The 22643-nt window shown below is 66.2% G+C and carries 24 protein-coding genes; 11 read left to right on the forward strand and 13 right to left on the reverse strand.

Going from position 1 to position 22643, the window contains the following annotated elements:
• The first annotated feature begins 24 nt into the window (after positions 1–24).
• Both ACQR1B_RS24610 and ACQR1B_RS24615 read left to right on the forward strand, forming a co-directional pair.
• Positions 25–219: a hypothetical protein gene (locus ACQR1B_RS24610; RefSeq protein WP_434836374.1), complete on the forward strand. Its 195-nt coding sequence runs from the start codon at positions 25–27 to the stop codon at positions 217–219.
• Positions 220–475: 256 nt separating this feature from the next.
• Positions 476–1252 carry a TSUP family transporter gene (locus ACQR1B_RS24615; protein ID WP_434836373.1) on the forward strand — a complete coding sequence of 259 codons (777 nt, stop codon included), beginning with the start codon at positions 476–478 and terminating at the stop codon, positions 1250–1252.
• A 21-nt stretch (positions 1253–1273) separates the two neighbouring features.
• Here ACQR1B_RS24615 and ACQR1B_RS24620 read toward each other — a convergent pair whose 3' ends face one another.
• From ACQR1B_RS24620 to ACQR1B_RS24645, 6 genes are all read right to left on the reverse strand, one after another.
• Positions 1274–2329 carry a hypothetical protein gene (locus ACQR1B_RS24620; RefSeq protein ID WP_434836372.1) on the reverse strand — a complete coding sequence of 352 codons (1056 nt, stop codon included), beginning with the start codon at positions 2327–2329 and terminating at the stop codon, positions 1274–1276.
• 185 nt (positions 2330–2514) lie between these two features.
• Positions 2515–3240, reverse strand: coding sequence for an HAD family hydrolase (locus ACQR1B_RS24625; protein ID WP_434836463.1), 726 nt, complete (start codon positions 3238–3240; stop codon positions 2515–2517).
• A gap of 32 nt (positions 3241–3272) precedes the next feature.
• The gene (gene hemF / locus ACQR1B_RS24630; protein WP_434836371.1) at positions 3273–4160 is read right to left on the reverse strand and encodes an oxygen-dependent coproporphyrinogen oxidase; all 888 of its coding nucleotides are present in this window, start codon (positions 4158–4160) and stop codon (positions 3273–3275) included.
• 89 nt (positions 4161–4249) lie between these two features.
• Positions 4250–4618 (reverse strand): 6-pyruvoyl trahydropterin synthase family protein, encoded by a 369-nt coding sequence (locus ACQR1B_RS24635; RefSeq protein ID WP_434836462.1) that lies wholly within the window; start codon positions 4616–4618, stop codon positions 4250–4252.
• Between the two features lie 17 nt (positions 4619–4635).
• A complete protein-coding gene (gene queE / locus ACQR1B_RS24640) occupies positions 4636–5268 on the reverse strand; it encodes a 7-carboxy-7-deazaguanine synthase (protein WP_434836370.1) in 633 nt (210 codons plus the stop codon).
• Complete coding sequence (locus ACQR1B_RS24645) at positions 5265–5750, reverse strand: tRNA (cytidine(34)-2'-O)-methyltransferase (protein ID WP_434836369.1); 486 nt, start codon at positions 5748–5750, stop codon at positions 5265–5267. Before ACQR1B_RS24645 ends, queE begins: the two co-directional genes overlap by 4 nt.
• 287 nt (positions 5751–6037) lie before the next feature.
• On the opposite strand from ACQR1B_RS24645, the gene petA reads away from it, so the two are divergent.
• From petA to ACQR1B_RS24665, 4 genes are all read left to right on the forward strand, one after another.
• Positions 6038–6568: a ubiquinol-cytochrome c reductase iron-sulfur subunit gene (gene petA, locus ACQR1B_RS24650; protein WP_434836461.1), complete on the forward strand. Its 531-nt coding sequence runs from the start codon at positions 6038–6040 to the stop codon at positions 6566–6568.
• 62 nt (positions 6569–6630) lie between these two features.
• The gene (locus tag ACQR1B_RS24655; protein WP_434836368.1) at positions 6631–8697 is read left to right on the forward strand and encodes a cytochrome c1; all 2067 of its coding nucleotides are present in this window, start codon (positions 6631–6633) and stop codon (positions 8695–8697) included.
• A gap of 399 nt (positions 8698–9096) precedes the next feature.
• Positions 9097–9429, forward strand: a complete 333-nt coding sequence (locus tag ACQR1B_RS24660) for a YnfA family protein (protein WP_434836367.1) — start codon at positions 9097–9099, stop codon at positions 9427–9429.
• Positions 9430–9590: 161 nt separating this feature from the next.
• Complete coding sequence (locus tag ACQR1B_RS24665; protein WP_434836366.1) at positions 9591–10265, forward strand: dienelactone hydrolase family protein; 675 nt, start codon at positions 9591–9593, stop codon at positions 10263–10265.
• 44 nt (positions 10266–10309) lie between these two features.
• On the opposite strand, the gene ACQR1B_RS24670 is transcribed toward ACQR1B_RS24665, so the two are convergent.
• Positions 10310–10528, reverse strand: a complete 219-nt coding sequence (locus tag ACQR1B_RS24670; RefSeq protein WP_434836365.1) for a hypothetical protein — start codon at positions 10526–10528, stop codon at positions 10310–10312.
• 378 nt (positions 10529–10906) lie between these two features.
• Here ACQR1B_RS24670 and ACQR1B_RS24675 point away from each other — a divergent pair, with 378 nt between their 5' ends.
• The 5 genes from ACQR1B_RS24675 (at position 10907) to ACQR1B_RS24695 (ending at position 17320) form a co-directional block, all read left to right on the forward strand.
• Positions 10907–11959, forward strand: a complete 1053-nt coding sequence (locus tag ACQR1B_RS24675) for a hypothetical protein (RefSeq protein WP_434836364.1) — start codon at positions 10907–10909, stop codon at positions 11957–11959.
• A 367-nt stretch (positions 11960–12326) separates the two neighbouring features.
• Positions 12327–12551, forward strand: coding sequence for a hypothetical protein (locus tag ACQR1B_RS24680; protein ID WP_434836578.1), 225 nt, complete (start codon positions 12327–12329; stop codon positions 12549–12551).
• 20 nt (positions 12552–12571) lie between these two features.
• Positions 12572–13693 carry a DUF3658 domain-containing protein gene (locus tag ACQR1B_RS24685; protein WP_434836579.1) on the forward strand — a complete coding sequence of 374 codons (1122 nt, stop codon included), beginning with the start codon at positions 12572–12574 and terminating at the stop codon, positions 13691–13693.
• 771 nt (positions 13694–14464) lie between these two features.
• A complete protein-coding gene (locus tag ACQR1B_RS24690; RefSeq protein WP_434836580.1) occupies positions 14465–16627 on the forward strand; it encodes an anthranilate synthase component I in 2163 nt (720 codons plus the stop codon).
• A 153-nt stretch (positions 16628–16780) separates the two neighbouring features.
• Positions 16781–17320, forward strand: coding sequence for an adenine phosphoribosyltransferase (locus ACQR1B_RS24695; RefSeq protein WP_434836581.1), 540 nt, complete (start codon positions 16781–16783; stop codon positions 17318–17320).
• 12 nt (positions 17321–17332) lie between these two features.
• Here ACQR1B_RS24695 and ACQR1B_RS24700 read toward each other — a convergent pair whose 3' ends face one another.
• The 6 genes from ACQR1B_RS24700 to ACQR1B_RS24725 all read right to left on the reverse strand — a co-directional run bounded on the left by ACQR1B_RS24700 (position 17333) and on the right by ACQR1B_RS24725 (position 22599).
• Positions 17333–18001: a hypothetical protein gene (locus tag ACQR1B_RS24700; RefSeq protein WP_434836582.1), complete on the reverse strand. Its 669-nt coding sequence runs from the start codon at positions 17999–18001 to the stop codon at positions 17333–17335.
• Positions 18002–18057: 56 nt separating this feature from the next.
• On the reverse strand, positions 18058–18819 hold the full coding sequence (locus tag ACQR1B_RS24705) for a hypothetical protein (protein ID WP_434836583.1): 762 nt from the start codon (positions 18817–18819) through the stop codon (positions 18058–18060).
• A gap of 255 nt (positions 18820–19074) precedes the next feature.
• The gene (locus ACQR1B_RS24710) at positions 19075–20274 is read right to left on the reverse strand and encodes a M48 family metallopeptidase (RefSeq protein WP_434836584.1); all 1200 of its coding nucleotides are present in this window, start codon (positions 20272–20274) and stop codon (positions 19075–19077) included.
• 33 nt (positions 20275–20307) lie between these two features.
• Positions 20308–20865, reverse strand: coding sequence for a LemA family protein (locus ACQR1B_RS24715; protein ID WP_434836585.1), 558 nt, complete (start codon positions 20863–20865; stop codon positions 20308–20310).
• A gap of 177 nt (positions 20866–21042) precedes the next feature.
• A complete protein-coding gene (locus tag ACQR1B_RS24720) occupies positions 21043–21468 on the reverse strand; it encodes a COG4315 family predicted lipoprotein (RefSeq protein ID WP_434836586.1) in 426 nt (141 codons plus the stop codon).
• 144 nt (positions 21469–21612) lie between these two features.
• Entirely contained in the window at positions 21613–22599 is a 987-nt protein-coding gene (locus ACQR1B_RS24725) for a small ribosomal subunit Rsm22 family protein (protein ID WP_434836587.1), read from the reverse strand.
• Positions 22600–22643: the final 44 nt, after the last annotated feature.

The following is a 22643-nucleotide window of genomic DNA, read 5'->3' on the forward strand; positions in this document are numbered from 1 at the left end:
TTGTGGCTCCACCATGGAGCCTTCATGACCCAGTACGAAAGCATTCGCAGCCTGCACACCCTGCGTCCCGACGCGCCGGGCGACGGCAGAGCACAGGTGAGAGCGTCGGGAGAGGTCGTTCGCGTGGTCGACTTCAGGTCGAAGCGCCGGGAAAGGATCTATGATCCCGAGAAGATCTGGTCGGGCGAGCATACGATGCTGGATTACGTCGAGCTCTGAGCCATCGTGGTCTGCCCGTGCCGCGAAGGGTCTATGCCGGCCGAGCGCGGTGTTGCCGTAGCGCTTCACCCCGTGGAGATAACCTCTTGCCGTCGTCGATGTGATTGCGCTCGGGGTTGCGGAGGCGTGGTTTCTCGGTCACGAGCTGCTTCCCGCAGAGGATGCCTTGCCTTGCGGTCGATTGTCCACGAGGCGCGGTACCGCTGAATGCGATCGCCGATCAGGCGGCGGCGCAGGTCAACCGCGACGGACGTTCATGAATTTTCTGGCAGGCTTTGCCGACATCTCGCTTCTGCAACTCCTGCTCGTCGCCGCGGTCGCTCTGTTTGCTTCCATCATCGGCGGTCTCGCCGGCTACGGGACGGGCGCCCTGATGCCGCTGGTGCTGGTGCCGATGGTCGGCGCCGAGCCGGTGGTGCCGATCATCGCGATCTCCGCGATCCTCACCAATCTCAGCCGCGTCGGGGCCTATTTCAGCCATGCCGACCGCACGCGGGCCGGCATCGTGATCGCCGCGGCCGCGCTGACCACTGCGCTCGGCGCCTACGGCTATACGCGACTGACCAACGCCGGGGCGGCGTTCGTGATCGGGACGATGCTGATCATGAGCGTGCCCTTGCGCCGGATCCTGCGCAAGCGCGATGTCAGGATCGGCAATGGCGGGCTCGCGGCCGGCGCGGTGGGTTACGGCGTGCTGGTCGGCGGGACCTCCGGCTCCGGCGTGATCCTGCTGTCGCTCCTGATGGCGGCCGGCCTCGAAGGCGCGGCCGTCATCGCCACCGATGCGATGATCTCGGTCGCGACCGGCGTGATCAAGATCTCCGTGTTCGGTCTCGCCGGCGTGGTCACCGCGCAGGTGCTGGCCTTCGCGCTGCTGATCGGCGCCGTCGCCGTGCCCGGCGCCTTCCTCGCCAAGGCCTTCGTCGCGCGCATGCCCGTGCACATCCACGCCGCCATCCTCGACGCCGCCGTGATCACCGGCGGCGGCGTGATGATCGCCTCGGCGCTGCGCCATGTGTTGCCGGTGAGCTGACCCGATCGCGTTTGGTCCGCATCAGGAGCCGATACGGACCGGCGTGCATTCCCGGCTGAACAGCCCGATGGCGTCGCGCACCAGCGGCAGATGGCAGAGGAATCCCGACGGGCGATACTTGCCGCGAATGCTCTCCAGCCGCGCCATGGTGAGGCTCATGAACGCGTTCAGCCGCACCACCTGCTTGTCCAGCGCCGCACGATAGCGCGCCTCGTTGTCGCGGAACGCCTTCACGCGGTCCTCGCCGACGACATTGTTCGATGCCCAGACGCGCGCGGTCGCCAACTGGCGATGCGATTGTTCGAAGCAGAAGTGAAGCGTGAGAAGGTGATGTTTGGCGCTCTGCCAGTCGATCGTGACCGGCCGCCGTCCGGTCCCGCGCTTGGCGCAGAGATTGACGCGCTGGGCCGGCTGCGGCGGTGGTGCATCGGCCCTGCAGGGATCGGCATCGTCGGATGACGCCGTGCCGGTGATTCCGAGCCGCGGCATGTTGGCCTCCGCATCGCAATCGAAATCATAGGTGCCGAGCAGGGCCTCGTTCAGTGGATCCTGGTCCAGCGCCCGCGGTGCGTCCGGATCGCGGCCGAGATCACTGGCCCAGTCGATGTAGATTTCCGCCTCGTGCGCGTAGATGCTGCTGTTCTGGCGCAGCGCCATCCGCGCCTTGGTGTAGGGCGCGAAATTCTCGTTGCCGGCCTTCGTCGTCAGAGCCTTGTCGCCGGGATCGACGCCGGCGAGGCTGGCTGCGGCGAAATTGTAGAAGATCAGCTCCTGCAGCATCTGCGCCTCGGCATAGGCGTTGGAGATCGTCACGAAGGTCGCGGTCGCCGCCTTCATGTCGGCCTCGGCGAGTGCGCTGACCTTGGCCTCATAGGCGCTGAGATACTGGAAGTAGCCGCCGAGAAAGCCGGTGGCGATGGTGATGAAGGTCAGGTTCTTGACGACCGACAGCTTCTGATTCCAGTCGAGGAAGCGCGCCCACAGCCCCTGGGGCTGGTTCGCCTCCGCAGGACTCGTGCCCTGACCGGCAGCCGGCGTGGCGGCAACTGGCGTGCCGACGGAGGTCGGGTGTGACATGATCCGTGAGCCTTCGCTCGCCTGAGCGTGGCTGACGGATATCACAATCTTCGGATGTGATCCACGAGGTCGCGCGCGTCTGCCGGTGTCGCGGGCGCAGAGTCGTCGTGGAAATGATCGCGGCGGAGCTTGGCCTCGCTCGCGCCGCGAGCATGGACATGGCCGAGCCGCAGCGCTCCGCCGCTTCAGTCCGGCACCAGCTCCGTCAGCGAGCGGATGATACGGTCGGGCTTGACATGGGTGCCTTCGGGCAGGCCGTCGCCGTGGACGTCGATCCAGATCGAATAGATACCGAGCCGCTGCGGCGCCTCGATCTCCCATTCCAGATTGTCGCCGATCATCCAGGTGTCCTCAGGGCCGACGCCGAGCCGCTCCATTGCGTGCCAATAGGCGCGCTCCTCCGGCTTGCCGAAGCCGTGCTCGCCCTCGATCTGGATGTGGTCGAAACGGTGCGCCAGCGCGAAGCGCTCGATCTTGGCGCGCTGTTGTCCGGCCTCGCCGTTGGTGACCAGCGCGAGCCGGACGCCGCGCGCCTTGAACGCGTCGATCGCCTCATGCGCGCCCGGGAAGACGAACATCTGCTCGTCGCGATAGCGGGTGAAGCGGTCGGCGATGCGGAGCGCGAGTTCGGTCGGCAGCGCCGGCCCTGTGTCGCTCAACGCCGCGAAGCCGCCCTTGACCACTTCCTGACGCGCCTGGATCAGTTTCATCCGCCATTCGGCGCCGGCCACCGACCAGAAGCGGCGGGCCGAGGCGAGGATCGCTGCGGCCACTGCCTGCGACGTATGCGGTGCGAGTTCATCGGCGAATTCGGTCGTGACGATGTTCCAGGCGATCTCGGGCCGGCCGTAGGCCGACAGGATGGTGTCGTCCATGTCGATCAACATGGCGCGGGGCAGGGGGGCGGTCATCTCCTGGGTACGCGGCAGCGTGGCTGAGGGTTTCAGGGCCATTTCACCTCGGGCGGCATCGATGACAGGATGGAGTCGACATTGCCGCCGGTTTTCAGCCCAAATGTGGTGCCGCGGTCATAAAGCAGATTGAATTCGACATAGCGGCCGCGGCGGATCAACTGCTCCTCGCGGTCGGCCTCGGTCCAGGGCGCGCTGAAATTGCGCCGGACCAGCTCCGGATAGACCTTCAGGAAAGCGCGGCCGACATCCTGGGTGAAGGCGAGATCGGCGTCCCAGTCGCCGGAATCGTGATGGTCGTAGAAGATGCCGCCGATGCCGCGCGACTCCTTGCGATGGGGCAGATAGAAGTACTCGTCGCACCAGCGCTTGTATTTGTCGTACGACGCCACGGCCGCGTGCGCGTCGCAGGCGCTCTTCATTGCCGCGTGGAAGGCGAGAGTATCCGGGTCCTCCTGGGTTCGGCGGCGGTCGAGCACCGGCGTCAGGTCGGCGCCGCCGCCGAACCAGGCCTTGGTGGTGACGACGAAGCGGGTGTTCATGTGCACCGCCGGCACGTGCGGCGACCACAGATGCGCGATCAGCGAGATGCCGGAGGCCCAGAACCGCGGGTCCTCGGCGGCGCCGGGAATCTGGCTGCGGAATTCGGGCGCGAACTCGCCATGCACGGTCGAGCAGTGCACGCCGACCTTCTCGAACAGCCGGCCGTGCATCATGCTCATCACGCCGCCGCCGCCATGCCCGCCACCATGGTCGGTGCGCTCCCAGGGCGTGCGCACGAAGCGGCCGGCGTCGCGCGGATAGAGCGCAGGCGGCGCCTCGTCCTCGAGCCGCTCGAACGCCGTGCAGATCTGGTCGCGCAGGTTCTCGAACCAGGCGCGGGCGCGGGCCTTGCGATCCTCGATGGCGGCAGTGGTCATGGACGTTCCCCGGGGCTGGTTTTCTTTCACCCTCCCCTGGAGAGGGAGGGATCGCTCATGGCGCTACACCTGGCTACTACCATATGCGATCAGCCCTGCGGGCCAAAATAGGTGCAGGTCTCGCGGCAGCTGTCGCGGTGGACGCTGACCTTGGTGACGTGGCCGATGTGGCGGACGCGCTCGTAGATGAAGCGCGACAGGTTCTCCAAGGTCGGCAGCCCGATCGCCTCGATCCTGTTCAGAAACTTATGGTCGAGCATGGCCTGGATCTCGCCCAGGCGCTGCGTCAGCACGCCGAAATCCACCACCATGCCGGTCTCGGGATTGGTGGTGTCGCCGCGCACCGTCACCTCGGCGCGGAAGGAATGGCCGTGGATCTCCTGGCTGGCTTCGCCGAGCGTCGTGATCGGCAGCGTGTGCGCGGCCTCGAAGGTGAACGATTTCGTCAATTCCCACATCGGTTCAGTCACAATCCCTATCTGATGCCGATCATCTTGTGCGTCTGCAGGCTGAGCCGCCATTGCGGATGATGCTGGCAGTAATCAATCGCGCGTGCCGTGTTCGCGGCCGCATCGGGCCCGTCCATCGGCTGCAGCGAGAAGCGGCTGAAGGCCAATCCTGCGAACCGCTCCGGCTCGGCACCCGCCTGCGGATAGACCAGCTTCAACTCATGGCCCTGCCGGAGCTTCAGCTCGGCGCCGGCCTTCGGGCTGACGCAGATCCAGTCGATGCCGTCGGGCGGAACGAGCGTGCCGTTGGTCTCGATCCCGACCGCGAAGCCGCGGGCGTGGAGTGCGGCGATCAGGTCCGCATCGACCTGCAGCAGCGGCTCGCCGCCGGTGAGGATCGTATAGCGGTCCGCGGCGCCGCCTGTCCATTGTCCGGCGATGGTCTCGGCCAACGCCGCGGCGCTGTCGTAACGCGCGCCCAGCGTGCCGTCGGTGCCGACGAAATCGGTGTCACAGAACCGGCAGGTCGCGCTGGCGCGGTCGGCCTCGCGGCCGCTCCACAGGTTGCAGCCGGCGAAGCGGCAGAACACGGCGGCACGGCCCGCCTGGGCGCCTTCGCCCTGCAGGGTCATGAAGATTTCCTTGACCGCGTAACTCACTGTTGGGCTCCTTGCGCCGATTGCAATTGGACGAAATGTCCAGTCTGGCGCAGCGCCTCGCCCGCGGCGATCGCCGCGGCCATGGCGACGTTGAGCGAGCGCAGGCCCGGCTGCAGCGGAATCCGCAGTCGTGCGTCGGCGGCCTCGGCCACCGTCTCAGGTACACCCGCGCTCTCGCGCCCGAGCAGCAGGATGTCGCCCGGCCTGTAGCTGAAATCCAGATGCGACGTCGCGGCCTTGGTCGTCAACAGCAGCAGCCGGTGGTCCTGCGCCGCCCGCCAGCTTTCGAAGGCGTCCCAGGAATCATGCCGCCGCCAGTCGAGCCGATCGAGATAATCCATGCCAGCGCGCCGGAAGTGCCGGTCCGACACCGGAAAGCCGGCCGGTTCGATGATGTGGGCTGCGAGTCCGAGGCAGGCGCACAGGCGCAGAATCGTTCCGGTGTTTTGCGGAATGTCGGGTTGGTAGAGTGCGATCTGCATGCGAATTGGTCTTAAGGCTGATGCGGAAAGTCCGCTTGCCGAGCGGGAATTGGTGCATGGCGTGCTGCGGGGCCGATAGCGGGCTTGCGCTCGTATCGCAAGGGTGCCAATAGAACGATTCTGGACGGCTTGTTCCCACCGGGGCGGTGGAATGAGTTGTTTTCTGCCGCCGCGGGGGACGCGGGCGCCGGCAGGCATCTCCCGGTCACGTGATCTCCAACGAAAGAGATCCCAGGACGTCGAGCGGGACGGTTCCTCCGGCTGCAACGAAGGAAGAAAGGGTTGGAATCGTGACAGCGTCTACTGCGGATCATCCGACACGCCGGGATTTTCTCTTCGTCGCCACGGGCGCGACCGCAGCGGTCGGTGGTGTCGTCGCCCTGTGGCCCTTCATCTCCCAGATGAATCCCGATGCCTCGACCATCGCGGCCGGTGCGCCGATCGAGGTCGATCTCACGCCGGTCGCCGAAGGACAGGACATCAAGGTGTTCTGGCGCGGCAAGCCGATCTACATCTCCCACCGCACCAAGAAGCAGGTCGAGGAAGTCCGCGCGGTTCCGGTATCGAGCCTGCCGGATCCGGCGACCGACCAGTCCCGCACCAAGGATGGCCACGAGCAGTGGCTGGTGGTGATCGGCATCTGCACCCATCTCGGCTGCATCCCGATCGCGCACGAAGGCAACTATGACGGCTTCTTCTGCCCGTGCCACGGCTCGCAATACGACGCCTCCGGGCGCGTCCGCCAGGGGCCGGCGCCGCTCAACCTTCCCGTCCCGCCCTATCAGTTCGTTTCCGACACCAAGATCCAGATCGGCTGAGCGGACGTTCTGTCCGCAAGCTCACGCTCGATCATGCAAGATAATTTCTTCAGGAACGCATCATGAGTGGACCTTCCAACTACCAGCCGAGCCACCCCGCCTTGCAGTGGCTCGAGCAACGACTTCCGATCATCGGCCTGGTCCATTCGTCCTTCATCGCCTATCCGACGCCTCGGAACCTGAACTACTGGTGGACCTTCGGCGCCATCCTCTCGATGATGCTGGGCGTGCAGATCGTCACCGGCGTCATCCTGGCGATGCACTACACGCCGCATGCCGACCTCGCCTTCAAGTCGGTCGAGCTGATCGTGCGCGACGTGAACTACGGCTGGCTGCTGCGCAACATGCACGCCTGCGGCGCGTCGATGTTCTTCCTCGCGGTCTACATCCACATGTTCCGCGGTCTCTATTACGGGTCGTACAAGGCGCCGCGCGAGGTGCTCTGGATCCTCGGTGTCATCATCTATCTCCTGATGATGGCGACGGGCTTCATGGGCTACGTGCTGCCGTGGGGCCAGATGAGCTTCTGGGGCGCCACCGTCATCACCAACCTGTTCTCGGCCGTGCCTTATTTCGGCGAGAGCATCGTCACCCTGCTGTGGGGCGGCTATTCCGTCGGTAATCCCACGCTGAACCGCTTCTTCGCGCTGCATTACCTGCTGCCGTTCCTGATCGCGGGCGTGGTCGTGCTGCACGTCTGGGCGCTGCACGTCGCCGGCCAGAACAACCCGGCCGGCGTCGAGCCGAAGACCGAAAAGGACATGGTGCCGTTCACGCCCTATGCCACCATCAAGGACTTCTTCGGCGTCACCTGCTTCCTGATCTTCTATTCCTGGTTCATCTTCTACATGCCGAACTATCTCGGCGACGCCGACAACTACATCCCGGCGAATCCGGCCGTGACGCCGGCGCACATCGTGCCCGAATGGTACTACCTGCCGTTCTACGCGATCCTGCGCTCGGTGCCGAACAAGCTCGCCGGCGTCATCGCGATGTTCTCGGCGATCATCGTGCTGGTGTTCCTGCCCTGGCTCGATGCGGCCAAGACCCGCTCGAACAAGTACCGCCCGCTCGGCAAGCAGTTCTTCTGGATCTTCTTCGTGGTCTGCGTGCTGCTCGGCTATCTCGGCGCGCAGCCGCCGGAGGGCATCTACGTCATCGCCGGCCGCATCCTGACGGTGCTGTACTTCGCCTACTTCCTGATCGTGCTGCCGCTGCTCGCCCGCATCGAGCGGCCGCGCCCGCTGCCGAACTCGATCGCCGACGACGTGCTGGCCAAGAGCGGCAGGAAGGCCGTTGCGACGGCTGTCATTGCGCTGGTGGCCGGCGCAGCCCTGCTCGGCGCCGGCATGGGCGAGGCCCGTGCCAGCGAGGGCCAGGAGAACCCGCCGTCGGCCAGCTGGTCGTTCGCCGGTCCGTTCGGCAAGTTCGATCGCGGCGCCGTGCAGCGCGGCCTGAAGGTCTACAAGGAGGTCTGCGCCAACTGCCACGGCCTGTCCTATGTCGCGTTCCGCAATCTGTCGGAGCCCGGCGGCCCCGGCTACTCGCCGGCGCAGGCGGCCGCGTTCGCGTCGGAGTACAAGATCAAGGACGGTCCGAACGACGCCGGCGACATGTTCGAGCGTCCGGGCCGGCCGGCCGACTACTTCCCGTCGCCGTTCCCGAACGAGCAGGCGGCGCGTGCGGCCAATGGCGGCGCGGCTCCTCCCGATCTGTCGCTGATCGCCAAGGCGCGCTCCTACAAGCGCGGCTTCCCGTGGTTCCTGATCGACTTCTTCACCCAGTTCCAGGAGCAGGGCCCGAACTACGTCAACGCGCTGCTGCAGGGCTATGAAGAAACCCCGCCGCACGGCGTGACCATTCCGGACGGCTCGTACTACAACAAGTACTTCCCCGGCCATGCGATCAAGATGCCGCCGCCGCTGTCCGATGGCCAGGTGACCTTCGACGACGGCTCGCCGGCCACCGTGAAGCAGTATGCCCACGACGTCGCGACCTTCCTGATGTGGACCGCCGAGCCGCATATGGAAGCCCGCAAGCGTCTCGGCTACCAGGTGTTCATCTTCCTGATCATCTTCGCCGGCCTGATGTACTTCACCAAGAAGCGGGTCTGGGCCGCCGCGCATTGAGCGCAGCGATCGAACACAGCCGAATTTGAAAAAGCCCCTCCGGGGGCTTTTTTGTTGGCTATCGATTGAACTCGGGCCTTCGCCGCACGGTTGCTGCGCTCCCTCTCCCCGTTCTTCACGGGGAGAGGGTCGGGGTGAGGGGCAGCCGCACGAGCGGTGCGTGTGGTGAAAGCTGTGAGTCAGGGGCAGACGCGCGAGACGTGTGCGCGGAGAGACCTGTACCCGCTCACTCGGATTGCATCTGACGATGCAATCCGACCTCTCCCCGCCCTAGCGAAGCGTCGCTTCGCCCTGGCGGGGCGAGGTGCACCGAGCGAGCTATGGAGATCGGGCCAACATGTAACGCCGATCGCCGGCCGCGTGCGCTAGCCTCGCCAGCGGGAACCCGGAGTCCATCCCATGCCCTCACTCCTCGCCTTCGCCGGCGCCGCCGTGCTCGAGATCGGCGGCTGCTTCGCCTTCTGGGCCTGGCTGCGCCTCGGCCAGTCGCCGCTGTGGCTGCTGCCGGGACTGGCCGCGCTGGCCGGCTTCGCGGCGCTGCTCACCGTGGCCGACAGCCCGCTCGCCGGCCGCGCCTATGCCGCCTATGGCGGCATCTACATCGCGGCCGCGCTGCTGTGGGGCTGGCTGGTCGAAGGCCATCGCCCCGATCTCTGGGACGTCGCCGGCGCGCTGATCTGCCTGATCGGGATGGCCGTGATCCTGTTCGCGCCGCGCTCGCTGCCGGTGTAGCGCGCGACGCTGGCGATGATCCCGGATGCCGCTTTCGCTCATCCGGGCGATGCGTCCGCCCTCACGTTCAAGAGAAAGCCGGCCGCCTGCCGTCGCGCCACGACCGGATTTGCGGTAAACCGCGCTTCTGAGCATCCCAACAAAAACTGCGGAGGACCACCATGGGCACACTCATCGGCTTCAAGCGCCCCGACGGCCAGGAGGCCAAGGGCTATCTCGCCAAGGCCGCAGCAGCCGACGCGCCGGGCGTCGTGGTGATCCAGGAATGGTGGGGCCTGCAGGACCAGATCAAGGGCATGGCCGACCGCTTCGCGCTCGCCGGCTTCAACGCGCTGGCGCCCGATCTCTACAAGGGCACGGTGGTGCCGTATCACGACACGGATGCCGCCGGGCGCGAGATGAACTCGCTCGACTTCATGGACGCGACCACGCAGACCGTGCGCGGCGCCGCGCAATTTCTCGCGCGCAACGGCGCCAAGGTCGGCCTCACCGGCTTCTGCCTCGGCGGCGCGGTGACGATCATCGGCGCCACCAAGATCGACGAACTCTCCGCCGGCGTCGTGTTCTATGGCATCCCGCCGGAGCAGGCGGCCAAGCCTGCGGACGTCAGGATCCCGCTGCAAGCGCATTTCGCCAACACCGACGATTGGTGCACGCCGGCGCTGGTGGACGGCTTCGAGGCGGCGATGAAGGCGGCAGGCAAGTCGCTGGAGCTCTATCGCTACGATGCCGAGCATGCCTTCGTGAACGAGCAGCGCATGACCGTGCACGACCGTGCCGCAGCCGAGCTTGCCTGGGGCCGCGCCACCGCGTTCTTCCGTAAGCATCTCGGCTGAGGCGGGGCGGCGGCGGGCCGGCCCGGAGACCGCGCCGCGCGGAGTCAAACCGCGCGGGCGGTCGTGATCTCGGTCGGCGGCTGGCCGGCCTCGTCGAGGTCCGGAGCGTCATTCGCGGAAGAAAGGGGATCTGCGCTGGTCGGCCCGTCGGCGGAGCGCCGTCGGCGCTTCATCCTCTTCGCCTGCGCTTCGAGAAAGCAATCGAGCAGCGTCTGCTGCTTCGGGAGCGCATGCGACACGGAAGGCTGTTTGCCGCGGGCCATGGTAACCAAGGTAATTCAATATGGTTAACCAATCATTGCCACACTATTGCAGATAGACAACAGTGTTGCCCTCGCGCCCGGCCAAGTTATGTAACTTTTTGGGATCTTGGCAACCTGTGGTAGGTGGATAGTGGGTGCTGCACGCGCGCAATATGAGGTTGTGACATTCGTCACACCCCTTGGCTGCAGCTTTTGGCAGGCCAGACGCGGTCATATGCCCGCGAATCACCTTTGATTTGCGGGCCTTTTGATCATCGATCGCGTTCGCGCACGACCTTGCCTGTTCGATCTGGGAACGCGACGCCTTGCTCTCTGTTGCGTTGCCGAAACAATCTGAGGTAGCATTCTCCGGCCCTTCTGCTAACGGAGAAGACAAGCGTGCGTGTAGCCTTTGCGCTCGCCGGGCTGGGCGGCTTGAACGCCCATGGCGCCGGCTTCCTCGATACCGCCCGTGCCTGGGGCGTCACGCCGGACCTGGTCACGGCGACGTCGGGGCAGATCCTGGTGCTGGCGGCCTGGCTGCAGGGCCTCGACCTGCGCCACCAACTGATTTCCTCCGACCGCATGGCCGATCCCGCGGCGCAGGTGCGCACCGTGATGTTCGGCTATCCCGGCGTGTTCCGTCCAGCCTATGCCGAAGCGCTGGCGCGCTTCGCCTCCTGGCCGGATTGGCGCGACGGCCCGTTCAACGTCTTCGCCGACCGGCTGCTGCCGGCGCAGCAATATGTCCCCGTGCGCAGCGACGCGGACTTCGACCAGGCTGCCGCGACGCTCAACGGAACATCGATCGGCGTCGTGTTTAACACCTACGATCCAGAGACCGGCACCGGCTGCCTCTATGGCAACGATGCAGCGCGCGCGCTGCTGCCGTCGGAGAAGTCGATCCGCAACGCCCACGCCGTCAAGGCGCGGCATTCGCCGGCCAAGCGCGACCTGCGCTACGCCTCCGACGTGCTGGCCGAGCGCGCCATCCGTCCGATCACGCCCGAGGCGATCAAGGCCGCGCTGTGGCTGTCGCTGTATGGCTTCACCAAGCTGCCCGATGGCCAGATGGACGGCGCCTATCACCGCGCCAGCATCATCTCCGAGCTGCACGGCTTCGACCGCGTCTTCGCCGTCCGCCCGCTCGCCCAGGGATGGCAGGGCCATGCGCCGCAGAACTGGTTCGAGGTCCAGGACTGGACCACTGAGATGTGGTTCTCGGTCGGCTACAAGGCCGAGGTCGACGCGCTCAAGCGCATCAACGACCTGATCGAGGCGGGCGTGATCACCGACCCGAAATACAAGCGCGTCGAGCTCGTCGAGATCCAGCCGGAGACGCCGGCCGGCTACTTCAACTACTTCGTCGAGCGCGGCGAGGTGTACGAGAATGCGGTGGTCGCGACGGAGCAGAAGTTCGGGGAATTGGGGCTGGTGAAGCCGGGAGGCTGATGTGACGGTGCGCTCCGCGCGCGGGGGCATCTTCGCAAGCTTGAATGCGAACATCAGTGGGCTCACCGCAAGGGCAGGGCTATCGCATATGACCAATCTGAGTTTTTCGCGAAACCGTTTCCACATCGTCATGCCCGGGCTCCGTCCCGGGCATCCACGTCGTTCCCAGTATGCCGGACGACGTGGATGGCCGGGACAAGCCCGGCCATGACGATGTGGGGACAGACGAGCGCCACACTTCGATCGTGAAATGCGATAGCCCTGACCGCAACGGGGAGGGGAGCCCACCGCCATCTTGGCGGCACGGTGGCTCTCACGACATCTCGATATCTGCTAACCTGGTCTATCAGCCGATCCAGGATCCCGCATGACCATCGACCCGATCAGGTTCGCAGACACGGCCTCCGGCGACGAGGCATGCGTGCTGGTTCGCGTCGTCGGCGACAGCATCGGTTTGGCGCTGTCGTTGAGGACTGAAGGCGACATCGAGGTCTTCCTGGCGGCCGAAGAGCTCGATCGAGTCATCGGTGCGCTTCAGCAAGCTTGCATGGCGATGAGGCGCGAGGGAAACGGCTGGACCAGTCCCAGCTGAACGCACCGCTGGCAAAGGAGATGACGATTTCCCACTCCATCCTTCATGTCGTCTTCAACATGTCCGCCGCCGCCACGTTGCGCGCTGCGCTCCAGCACGCCGGCCGCGACGACCGCGTCATTGGACTTGCCGACAGCCTGAGCTTCGGCCCGATCGATCCTCCCGATCCGGCGTTGCAAACCGCCTGGGTGGACCAGGAATTGGAAGTGTCCGGCTGGGATGAGGTCGGCGGACAGGCCACATCATTTTGGGACGAGGCGCTCTCGCGCACCCACGGCAGGGTTGCCTGGCTCACGCGGCGGTCGACCCAGGAATATGCCGGCTTCCTCGAACTCCTGTGGCGGCTCGGCGATGCGCCGGTCGAGATCGTCGATCTCGCTGACGCTGTCGCGAGGGCAGGGGATCCTGGCGCGCCCAATCTGCACCGGGTGTTCAGCCTGGGCGAGCTGAAGCCCTCCATCGTCAGCGACAATCAACTCTGGAGTTTTGGGCAGCACCTCACATCGGACATGCGCGCTGCGTGCCGCGAACAGTGGGCGCACCTCAAGGCGGAAAACGCGCCTTTGCGGATTCTCCGCGATGGCGCGCTCGTCTCGGCCCCGATGACGTATTTCGATCCCGTGCTGCTGTCCTGCGCCACCGCCGAATGGACGAAGACGGCGAGGATCATCGGCGAGGCGCTCTGCGAGAGCTGGACCGAGGGGATGCAGATCGGTGATATCGAGCTGTTCGCGCGTGTCCGCGCACTGGTCGCGGCAGGTCGCCTGCAGTGTCGTGGCGATCTGCTCGATATGCATCGCGGCGCGTTGCGGTTGCCCGCTGAGGCTGGAGATGATGTGCCGGGCGCGTGTGTTTGGTGGATGCGCGCAGCGGCGAAAATCGCAAGCCATCTCAAGCTGATTTGGCCTGTCCAGTCCTTTGCCTTAAAAGATTTGTGTTTCTTTTTTACAGAAATCATGCTCTTATCCACGCGTCCCACCCCGGCACGAGGGGCGTATCGCGATCGTCACGAGACGCGGGGTGGAGATGCGGTGGGCGCTCGATGTCGCAGCATGGCCTTTGGCAGTGCGGACGAACGGCTTGGGCGCACGGTGAAGTCGCATGGTCCTGGCCTCCCGACGCTGAGGCTACGCTGGTGGTGATGATGATCCGCCGGTCACGGGGGCAAGACAGCCCGGTCCCCGGGGAGAATGCGTATAATCCGTCAAACCATCGCGCAGGGAAGGCCGGTCGTCCGGCTGACCTGTGGTGACTGCCGCCTGCTTTTTTTGCTGCAGGCGGGCCACGGGCATCAGCCGATGCCCGGCCTTCCCTGCGCCCTCGACTCAGAGAGGGCGGTGTTGGTGATCATGACTCGGGCCGATGTGTCGCGAGAATGCAGCTGCATGTTCCGCTTTCGCCCAGCCAAGGCTCTCGCCGTCGCCTCACCGCTGGTCGTGACTGCGCCCTCGCCCCTTGTGGGCCCCCTTGTGGGAGAGGGCATGTAGGACAGTCCGACAAACGCGGTTGGGTGAGGGGTCTCTCTCCGCGAGTGACGCTCGGAGAGGCATACCCCTCACCCAACCGCATTCGCGGACGGGCCGCACATGCCCTCTCCCACAAAGGGGCGAGGGCGCTGTATTGGGCAGCCGACTCGCGGCGCCTCCGTTGATCGGCTGCCGCATCCCAGGCCCAAGCTCACTCTCCCTTGTGGCCCCGCCGCCCTTGACCCCGGCCGTTCCCCGTGGTCATTTCCGCCCCATGAGCACCCTCGTCCGCCCAGCCCGTCTCTGGTGGCGCACCTCCTAAGAGGTGGCCGGTGCGATTTGTCTGACATCCAATCGCAGAGGGGCCGCCACGCAGCGGCGGCTTCCGGTTGGTCCTGTGTGGCGTTTCCTCGGCAAATTCCGTAAGAGGACGCCCGAGAGGACCCCATGAACAGGACCGTTTTCGCCCTTCCGGCCCGCAGCGACTACCGCACCTCCAGCGGGCTCGCGATCACGCGCGCCGTCGAGCAGTTTTCCGGCGGCGCCAGCCGGCTCGACGATCTGATCGACCTGCTCGACCGCCGCCGCGGCGTGGTGCTGTCCTCGGGCACCACCGTGCCCGGCCGTTATGACAGCTTCGACCTCGGTTTTGCCGATCCGCCGCTGGTGCTGGAGACCAAGGGCACCGACTTCGCCCTGCAGGCGCTGAACCGGCGCGGCGAGGTGCTGATCGCGTTCCTCAAGGACACCTTGCGCGAGCCCTGCGTGGTCATCACCGAGGCCTCGCCGGCGCGGCTGGCCGGCCACATCGTCCGCGGGCCGGCCCCGGTCGAGGAGGACCAGCGCACCCGCCGTGCGAGCGTGATGTCGCTGGTGCGGGCGATGATCGCGGCGCTGTCGGCCAATGACGACCCGCTGCTCGGCCTGTTCGGCGCCTTCGCCTACGACCTCGTGTTCCAGATCGAGGACCTCGTGCAGAAGCGGATGCGCGAGAAAGACCAGCGCGACATCGTGCTCTACGTGCCGGATCGCCTCTTGGCCTATGACCGCGCCACCGGCCGCGGCGTCGTGCTGTCCTATGATTTTTCCTGGAACGGCCAGTCGACCTCCGGCCTGCCGCGCGACACCGATGCCAGCATCTACCTGAAGGAGCCGCGCCAGGGTTTTGCCGACCATGGCCCCGGCGAGTACCAGGCGACGGTCGAGAAGGCCCGCGCGGCGTTCGCCCGCGGCGATCTGTTCGAGGCGGTGCCCGGCCAGCTGTTCGCCGAGCCCTGCGAGCGCTCGCCGGCAGAAGTGTTCCAGCGGCTCTGCCGCATCAACCCGTCGCCCTATGGCGCGCTGATGAATCTCGGCGACGGCGAGTTTCTCGTGTCGGCCTCGCCGGAGATGTTCGTGCGCTCCGACGGCCGCCGGGTCGAGACCTGCCCGATCTCCGGCACCATCGCGCGCGGCCGCGACGCCATCGGCGACGCCGAGCAGATCCGCCAGCTCCTGAACTCGGAGAAGGACGAGTTCGAGCTCAACATGTGCACCGACGTCGACCGCAACGACAAGGCGCGCATCTGCGTGCCCGGCACCATCAAGGTGCTGGCGCGCCGCCAGATCGAGACCTATTCGAAGCTGTTCCACACGGTGGATCACGTCGAGGGCATGCTGCGGCCGGGCTTCGACGCGCTCGATGCGTTTTTGACCCATGCCTGGGCGGTGACCGTGACCGGCGCGCCAAAACTGTGGGCGATGCAGTTCGTCGAGGACAATGAGCGCTCGCCGCGGCGCTGGTACGCCGGTGCGATCGGCGCCGTGAACTTCGACGGCTCGATCAATACCGGGCTGACCATCCGCACCATCCGCATGAAGGACGGTCTCGCCGAGGTCCGCGTCGGCGCCACCTGCCTGTTCGATTCCGATCCTGCGGCCGAGGATCGCGAGTGCCAGGTCAAGGCGGCGGCCTTGTTCCAGGCGCTGCGCGGCGATCCGCCGCCGCCGCTGTCCTCGACCGCGCCGGATGCCACCGGCTCGGGCAAGAACGTGCTCTTGATCGACCATGACGACAGCTTCGTGCACATGCTGGCCGACTATTTCCGCCAGGTCGGCGCCAACGTCACCGTGGTGCGCTATATTCATGCGCTGACGATGCTGGCCGAGCGCAGCTGGGACCTGATCGTGCTGTCGCCGGGGCCGGGCCGCCCCGAAGACTTCAAGATCTCGACGACCATCGATGCCGCGCTCGAAAAGAAGCTGCCGATCTTCGGCGTCTGCCTCGGCGTGCAGGCGATGGGTGAGTATTTCGGCGGCCGTCTCGGTCAGCTCGGCCAGCCCGCGCATGGCCGGCCGTCGCGGGTCCAGGTGCGCGGCGGGCGGCTGATGCAGGGGCTGCCGAACGAGATCGTCATCGGCCGCTACCATTCGCTGTTCGTCGAGCGCGACAGCATGCCCGAGGTGCTGACGGTGACGGCGGCGACCGAGGATGGCGTGGCGATGGCGATCGAGCACAAGACGCTGCCGGTCGGCGGCGTGCAGTTCCACCCGGAATCGCTGATGTCGCTCGGCGATGCCGTCGGGTTGAGGATCGTGGAGAATGCGTTCCGGCTCAATCGGCCGGGGTAAAGGTGGTCGCCGTCATCGCGAGGAGCGTGAGCGACGAAGCGGTCCAGGGTTGTTTGCGAGACCCTGGATTGCTTCCGCCTTGCCCGAGTGGGCTTCGGCGGACACGTCGCTTCGTTCGCAATGACGCCAAACAGTAGAGTGGATGAGAGCACGATGACGTTCGATCTGGACATCAAGAACACGGTCCGCACCATCAAGGACTATCCGAAGCCCGGCATCCTGTTCCGGGACATCACGACGCTGCTGGCGGACGCGCGCGCGTTCCGCCGCGCGGTGGACGAACTGGTGCACCCCTGGGCCGGCTCGAAAATCGACAAGGTCGCCGGCATCGAGGCGCGCGGCTTCATCCTCGGCGGCGCGGTGGCGCATCAGCTCTCGGCCGGCTTCGTGCCGATCCGCAAGAAAGGCAAGCTGCCGCACAAGACGGTTAGCATGTCCTACGCACTGGAATACGGCACCGACGAGATGGAGATGCATGTCGACGCGGTCGAGCCCGGAGAGCGGGTCATCCTGGTCGACGACCTCATCGCCACCGGCGGCACGGCCGAAGGCGCGGTGAAGCTGCTGCGGCAGATCGGCGCCACCGTGGTGGCGGCCTGCTTCATCATCGATCTGCCGGATCTCGGCGGCGCCGCCAAGCTGCGCGCGCTCGACGTGCCCGTGCGCACGCTGATCGCGTTCGAGGGCCACTGACGCGAAGCGGCGTCAGGAGCGCTGCATCAGAAGCTCGGTCTCGATCTCGCGCAGCGCGTAATAGTTGCGCCGGATCCATTGATAGAGCTCCGTCGACGGATCCCGTTCCTGGCGCAGATAGCCGGTGAAGGAGAACGAGTAACGCTCGATATAGGTCTTCAGGAACGCCGGCAGGGCCGCGATCTTGAGATGCTTGCTGCGGCTGTACAGCTGGGGCAGCTCCTCGCGCAGAACGTGGTCGTTTTCGACCACGATCAGCTGGGACCGCGGAATCTGCCGCCGCAGGGCGTCATAGGACCGTATCGACACCCGGTCGCCCTCGGCGCAGTACAGCACGATCGGGACCACGTTCCGCCGCGCGGCCTCCTTCAAAAAGCCGATCTGTTCGGACATCTTGAAGAACTCGTCGAACGAGTAGTAGCCGAGATCGATCACCTTGGGGATGCCGTCGTTGAGGATCACCCGGTCCATCAGCTGGATCTTGCCGTAGGTGTCCTCGATCGTCGCCGTTTCCGTCACCTGCGGCAGGAAGTCGAGCAGCGACGGCTCGCGCAGGGTCACGTCGAAGGCGAGCACCTGGCCGTTCTTCAACAGCAGGAACTCGCTCAGGACCCGCGCAAGCAGCGTCTTCCCGGACTGCGGCCGGGGCGAGCAGACGATGTAGACGGGCGTCGTGGGCATCAGACCTATATCAGGTCAAATGCGGTTGCGATAAAGTCCCATGATCCACGGACGCGCTATTTTTCCCCGGCCGGCCGCGGCGCCGGCGGCTTGGTCGAGCCGACGATGTCGGTCAGCTTGATGCGGTCGTACTCGCTCCAGACGTTGGCGAGCCAGTGCCGGACATAGCCGCGCAGCACGAAGGAGTAGTTGGCGGCCTCGTCGCGCGGACCCTTGTTGGCGACGAATTTCAGGAACGGCACCGAGGCGACCTCGACCTGCTCGAACGCCATCTCGTTGAGCTTGGGGATGGTCAGCTCGGTCGCATCCTTGATGCGGTGGAAGTAGGAATTGTAGGTCGACTGGTCCCACTCGAAGAAGCTGGTGTTGTTGATGAAGTTCTTCACCAGGAAATATTTCGCGCCGATCATGTAGCTCGCGGTCTCGGCGATCTCGTCGAGCGAGGCAATCGACGAGCCCAGGATGTGGAACACCGCGAAGGTGATCTGGCCGGAGCGGGCGGCGTCGAGGAAGCCGATGTCGCGGAGCGCCGCCAGCGTCGGCGACATCAGGCCGGCGCGGACGTCGATCACGGTCACCGAGGGCGCCACCGCGCTCAAGGTGTCGAAGATCTTCATCTGGTCCGGCGTCGAGTTCATGTCGACGATCTCGGTGATCTCGGGATGGAAGCGTTTGAGCGTGCCGCGCGGATGCTCGGTGTCGAACGCCCGGGTCGGGACGTTGTTGGCGCTGAAATAATCGAGCAACGTCCGCGACACCGTGGTCTTGCCGACCCCGCCCTTGTCCGCGCCCACCACAACCACTGCCGGTTTCGCCATGGAAAGTCCTTCAGCCCTTGAGGCCGGCCAGGGGGGCCGGCGCATTCATCCTGCTTTGGGCGCGAACATGGCAGAAACGCTGGAGAATTCAAATTCATTGCAGCACGGGATCGGTGAATTCTCCACCTCCGCGACAACGGTCCGAAGCAATCAGCCCGAAACGTCCCGCTTTGGTACGCATGAAGCTGAGAGCGAGTGGCAGGACGACGTTCGCGGTGCGGGCGCGCGTCCCGAATCGAGACGTGGCGATGGCGCCTAGTGCCGGCCCCAGGGGCCTGCGGCGGGCGTCGTCCAGGGGCCGCCTTGCGCGGCCGGACCGGGCGATGGGGTCTGGCCGCCGGGATCGCTCCACGGGCCGGCCGGGGGCAGCGGCGGCGGAGCGTTGCCGTCGGCGGCTTCGGTCGCGGTCGTGTCCGACTGTGCCTCGTCCGACGGCAGCGCCAGCGGGCCGGGGTCGTGGCCGCCGGCGAACTTGATCAGCGCCTGGATGCGGGCATCGACGGAGGGGTGGGTGGCGAACAGGTCGGCAAACCCCTCGCGCGGATTGTCGACGCACAACTCCATGACCGCCGAGGTGGCGCCGGGCAGCTCGCCGCGGCCCTCGATCTTGCGCAGCGCGCTGATCATGGCGTCCGGGTTCTTGGTCAGCTCGACGGCGCCGGCATCGGCGAGATATTCGCGGGTGCGCGACAGGGCCAGCTTGACGACCTGGGACAGCAGCCAGGCCAACACGATCAGCACGACCGCAATGATCACGACGATGATGGCGCCGCCGCCGGAGCCCTTGCGGTCGGAATCCGACGACGATGACGAGGAGGAGGACGACGATCGCCCCCAGCCACCACCCCAGCTCATGTTGGTGAACAGGCGGAAGAACAATTCGCCGAAGAACCCGACCACGCCGGCGATGATCACCGCCACCACCATCAGTTGCACGTCGCCGTTGCGGATATGGGTGAGCTCGTGGCCGAGCACCGCCTCGATCTCCCGGTCGTCGAGCGCGTCGAGCAGGCCGGTGGTGACGGTGACCGAATATTGCCGCGGGTTCAGGCCGGTCGCGAAGGCGTTCAGCGCCGGGCTATCCATGATCTTCAGCTTCGGCATGGTGATGCCGCGCGAGATGCAGAGATTCTCGAGCAGATTGTACAGCCGCGGCTGCTCCTGGCGGGTCACGGCCTCGCCGCCGGTCACGGCGTCGATCATCTTCTGATGGAAGAAATAGGCGATCACGATCCAGGCCGCCGCGCCGATCGTGGCCCAGGGCAGCGCCTTGATCAGGTCGCGCGTGGCGGCGTTCATGTAATAGGCGACGCTGCCATTGCCGTTGGCCATGACTTCCGCGATCAGCGCGCCGGCGAACACCAGCACGTAGATCAGCAGGAACAGGCCGCCGAGCAGCAGCACCGAGCGGGTCTTGTTCGATGCGATGTGGGTGTAGAGACCGTAGGCGGCCATGGCGTCGGGCCCTTCAGCCGAGAGGGCGCGGGCTCAGAACTTGACGCTGGGGGCGGCCTCGACCTCGGTCCGGCTCGCGCCGAGATCGAAGAATTCCTTGCGGGTGAAGCCGAAGGTGCCGGCGAACAGCGCCGCCGGCATCTGCTGGATGCCGGTATTGTATTCCTGCACGGCGTTGTTGAAGAAGCGGCGGCTGGCGGCGATCTTGTTCTCGATGTCGGACAGCTCGCTGGCGAGCTGCTGGAAATTGGCGTTGGCCTTGAGGTCCGGATAGGCCTCCGACAGCGCGATCAGGCGTCCGAGCGCGCCGGACAGCTGGCCCTCGGCGGCGGACACTTGGGAGGGGCCCTGGGCCGACATGGCGGCGTTGCGCGCCTTGATCACCTCGTCCAGGGTGCCGCGCTCATGCGCGGCGTAGCCCTTCACGGTCTCGACCAGGTTCGGGATCAGGTCATGGCGCTGCTTGAGCTGGACGTCGATGTCGGCAAAGGCCTGGCCGACCCGCTGGCTGAGGGCCACCAGCCGGTTGTAGGCGCTGAAGGCGAACAGCACGAGAACGACGATGACGCCGAGGACGATCCAGCCGGACATGACGGGCTCCGAGGGAGAGGGCGGGAGAACGAGGCGGCCGGCACGCGGCGTCGCCGCCGGTCCGCAGGTCGACCGGCGTGCATTGGTCGCATCAGAGGGGAGACCCGTTCAAGCCGCCTCGCGCCGACGAGCCCGTTCGGTGGCCGGTCGGGCGGGCCTGGCAACGATGCGGAGGGCTCAATAGGGCCGGGCGACGCGCCATTGCTGGGTCGGATCGTTACCCTTCATATCGCCGGGCGCGCTATCGAGCTGCGAGGTGTAGAGCGGCCGGTAGCGATAGGCCCACATCTTCTTGCCGTCGCTGCGGGTTATGACGGTGAAGTCGCCGCTGGCGGTCGCGTTGTCGGGCGCGATCAGCGGCGGACGCTTCTGGGCGCAGTCGCCGTCGCAGGTCGACTTGGTGCCGGTGGTGTCGCGCTCGAAATAATACAGCGTCATGCCCTTGGGATCGACCAGGCGCGGGCCGTTCGTGCCGATGATCGCCTTGGCCGGCGGACCCTCCTGCTTCGGCGGGGGCGGCGCGGATTCACCACCGTGGCCGTTTGCCAGGGCCGTTCCTGCCGAAGCCAGCAAGGTGGCGGTGATCATCATCGTCCTGAACATCGAAACGCATTCCCATGTGAGCGGCGCATTCAGCGCCCGTTGCAGCTCACCGTAGCAAACGCCGATTTCTCGCGGGTTTCGCGAAGTCGCAAAAACGAGCGGCAGCGATGACCCACCATTAACCATGGGCCGCCGGCAGCACCGTCACGAACCGGGCGGCTCCACGCCGTCGCCCCAGTCCCAGCGCCGTGCGGCGGCAAAGGCCGGCTTGTTGCGGCGGGGGATGTCGATGGTCCGGGCAACGCCGTCGGCCTCGCACAGCTTCGCCGTCACGGCGACCTTGTTGAGCAGCGGCGGAGCCAGCACGCGCGCGGCCGGTCGCCGCGTCACCGGCGCCCGGGCGAGGGCGATGAAGCTGAACTTCTCGTCCTCGAACGGCACGTCCGCGCCCTTCAATTCGCGATGCGCCCGCGACCGCGCCAGCCGCTGGACGAAGTGGCACCAGTCCGGCGCGATCAAGGGGCATGCGGCCGCGTGCGGGCAGGGCGCTGCGACATGGGCTCCGGCGGCGATGAGGCGGTCGCGCGCGGCGATGATGCGCTGGTAGCCGGCGGGCGTGCCGGGCTCGACGATCAAGAGGGTGTCGTCGGCCTTGGCCCACAGCGCATCGACGACCGCCGAGCGCTCGGAATCGGTCAGCTCGCCGATCATATAGCTGGCGATGACGAGATCGGCGCTTCCGGCTCGATCGAGCTGTACCCGCGCCGGTCCGAGCGTATAGGCGAGATCGCGCAGGCGCATCGTCTCGTCAGCGAGCGCAAGCGCCAGCATGCGCAAGGCGGGATTTGCGTCGATGGCGTTGAACGACGCCAACGACGAAAAGGCTTCAGTCGCTGCAAAGCTCGCGGTGCCCGGCCCGGCGCCGACATCGAGCAGCGAGGCGGGGGCGAAGTCCGGACTTGCCTGCATCAGGGCATTCAGGCTTGCGGCAACGGCCGCGTAGGTCGCCGGCATCCGCACGGTGGCATAGGCGACGGCGTCGGCTTCACTCGTGATCGTTGCGGAATTGCCGCCGCCGCGATAGGTGGCCGAGATGCGGCCTGCGCGCTGTCCGGCGTCCCGTCGCGACCGCCCGTGCATCCGTTCTTCCAAGGCGGCCTTGAGCGCGGCGGGCAGATCGGGAGAGATCATCGATCCTCTCCGCACGTCATTCCGGGCGCCGCGTTAGCGGCGAT

The organism is Bradyrhizobium oligotrophicum, from assembly GCF_051168495.1.
GTDB classification, from domain to species: domain Bacteria; phylum Pseudomonadota; class Alphaproteobacteria; order Rhizobiales; family Xanthobacteraceae; genus Bradyrhizobium; species Bradyrhizobium oligotrophicum_A.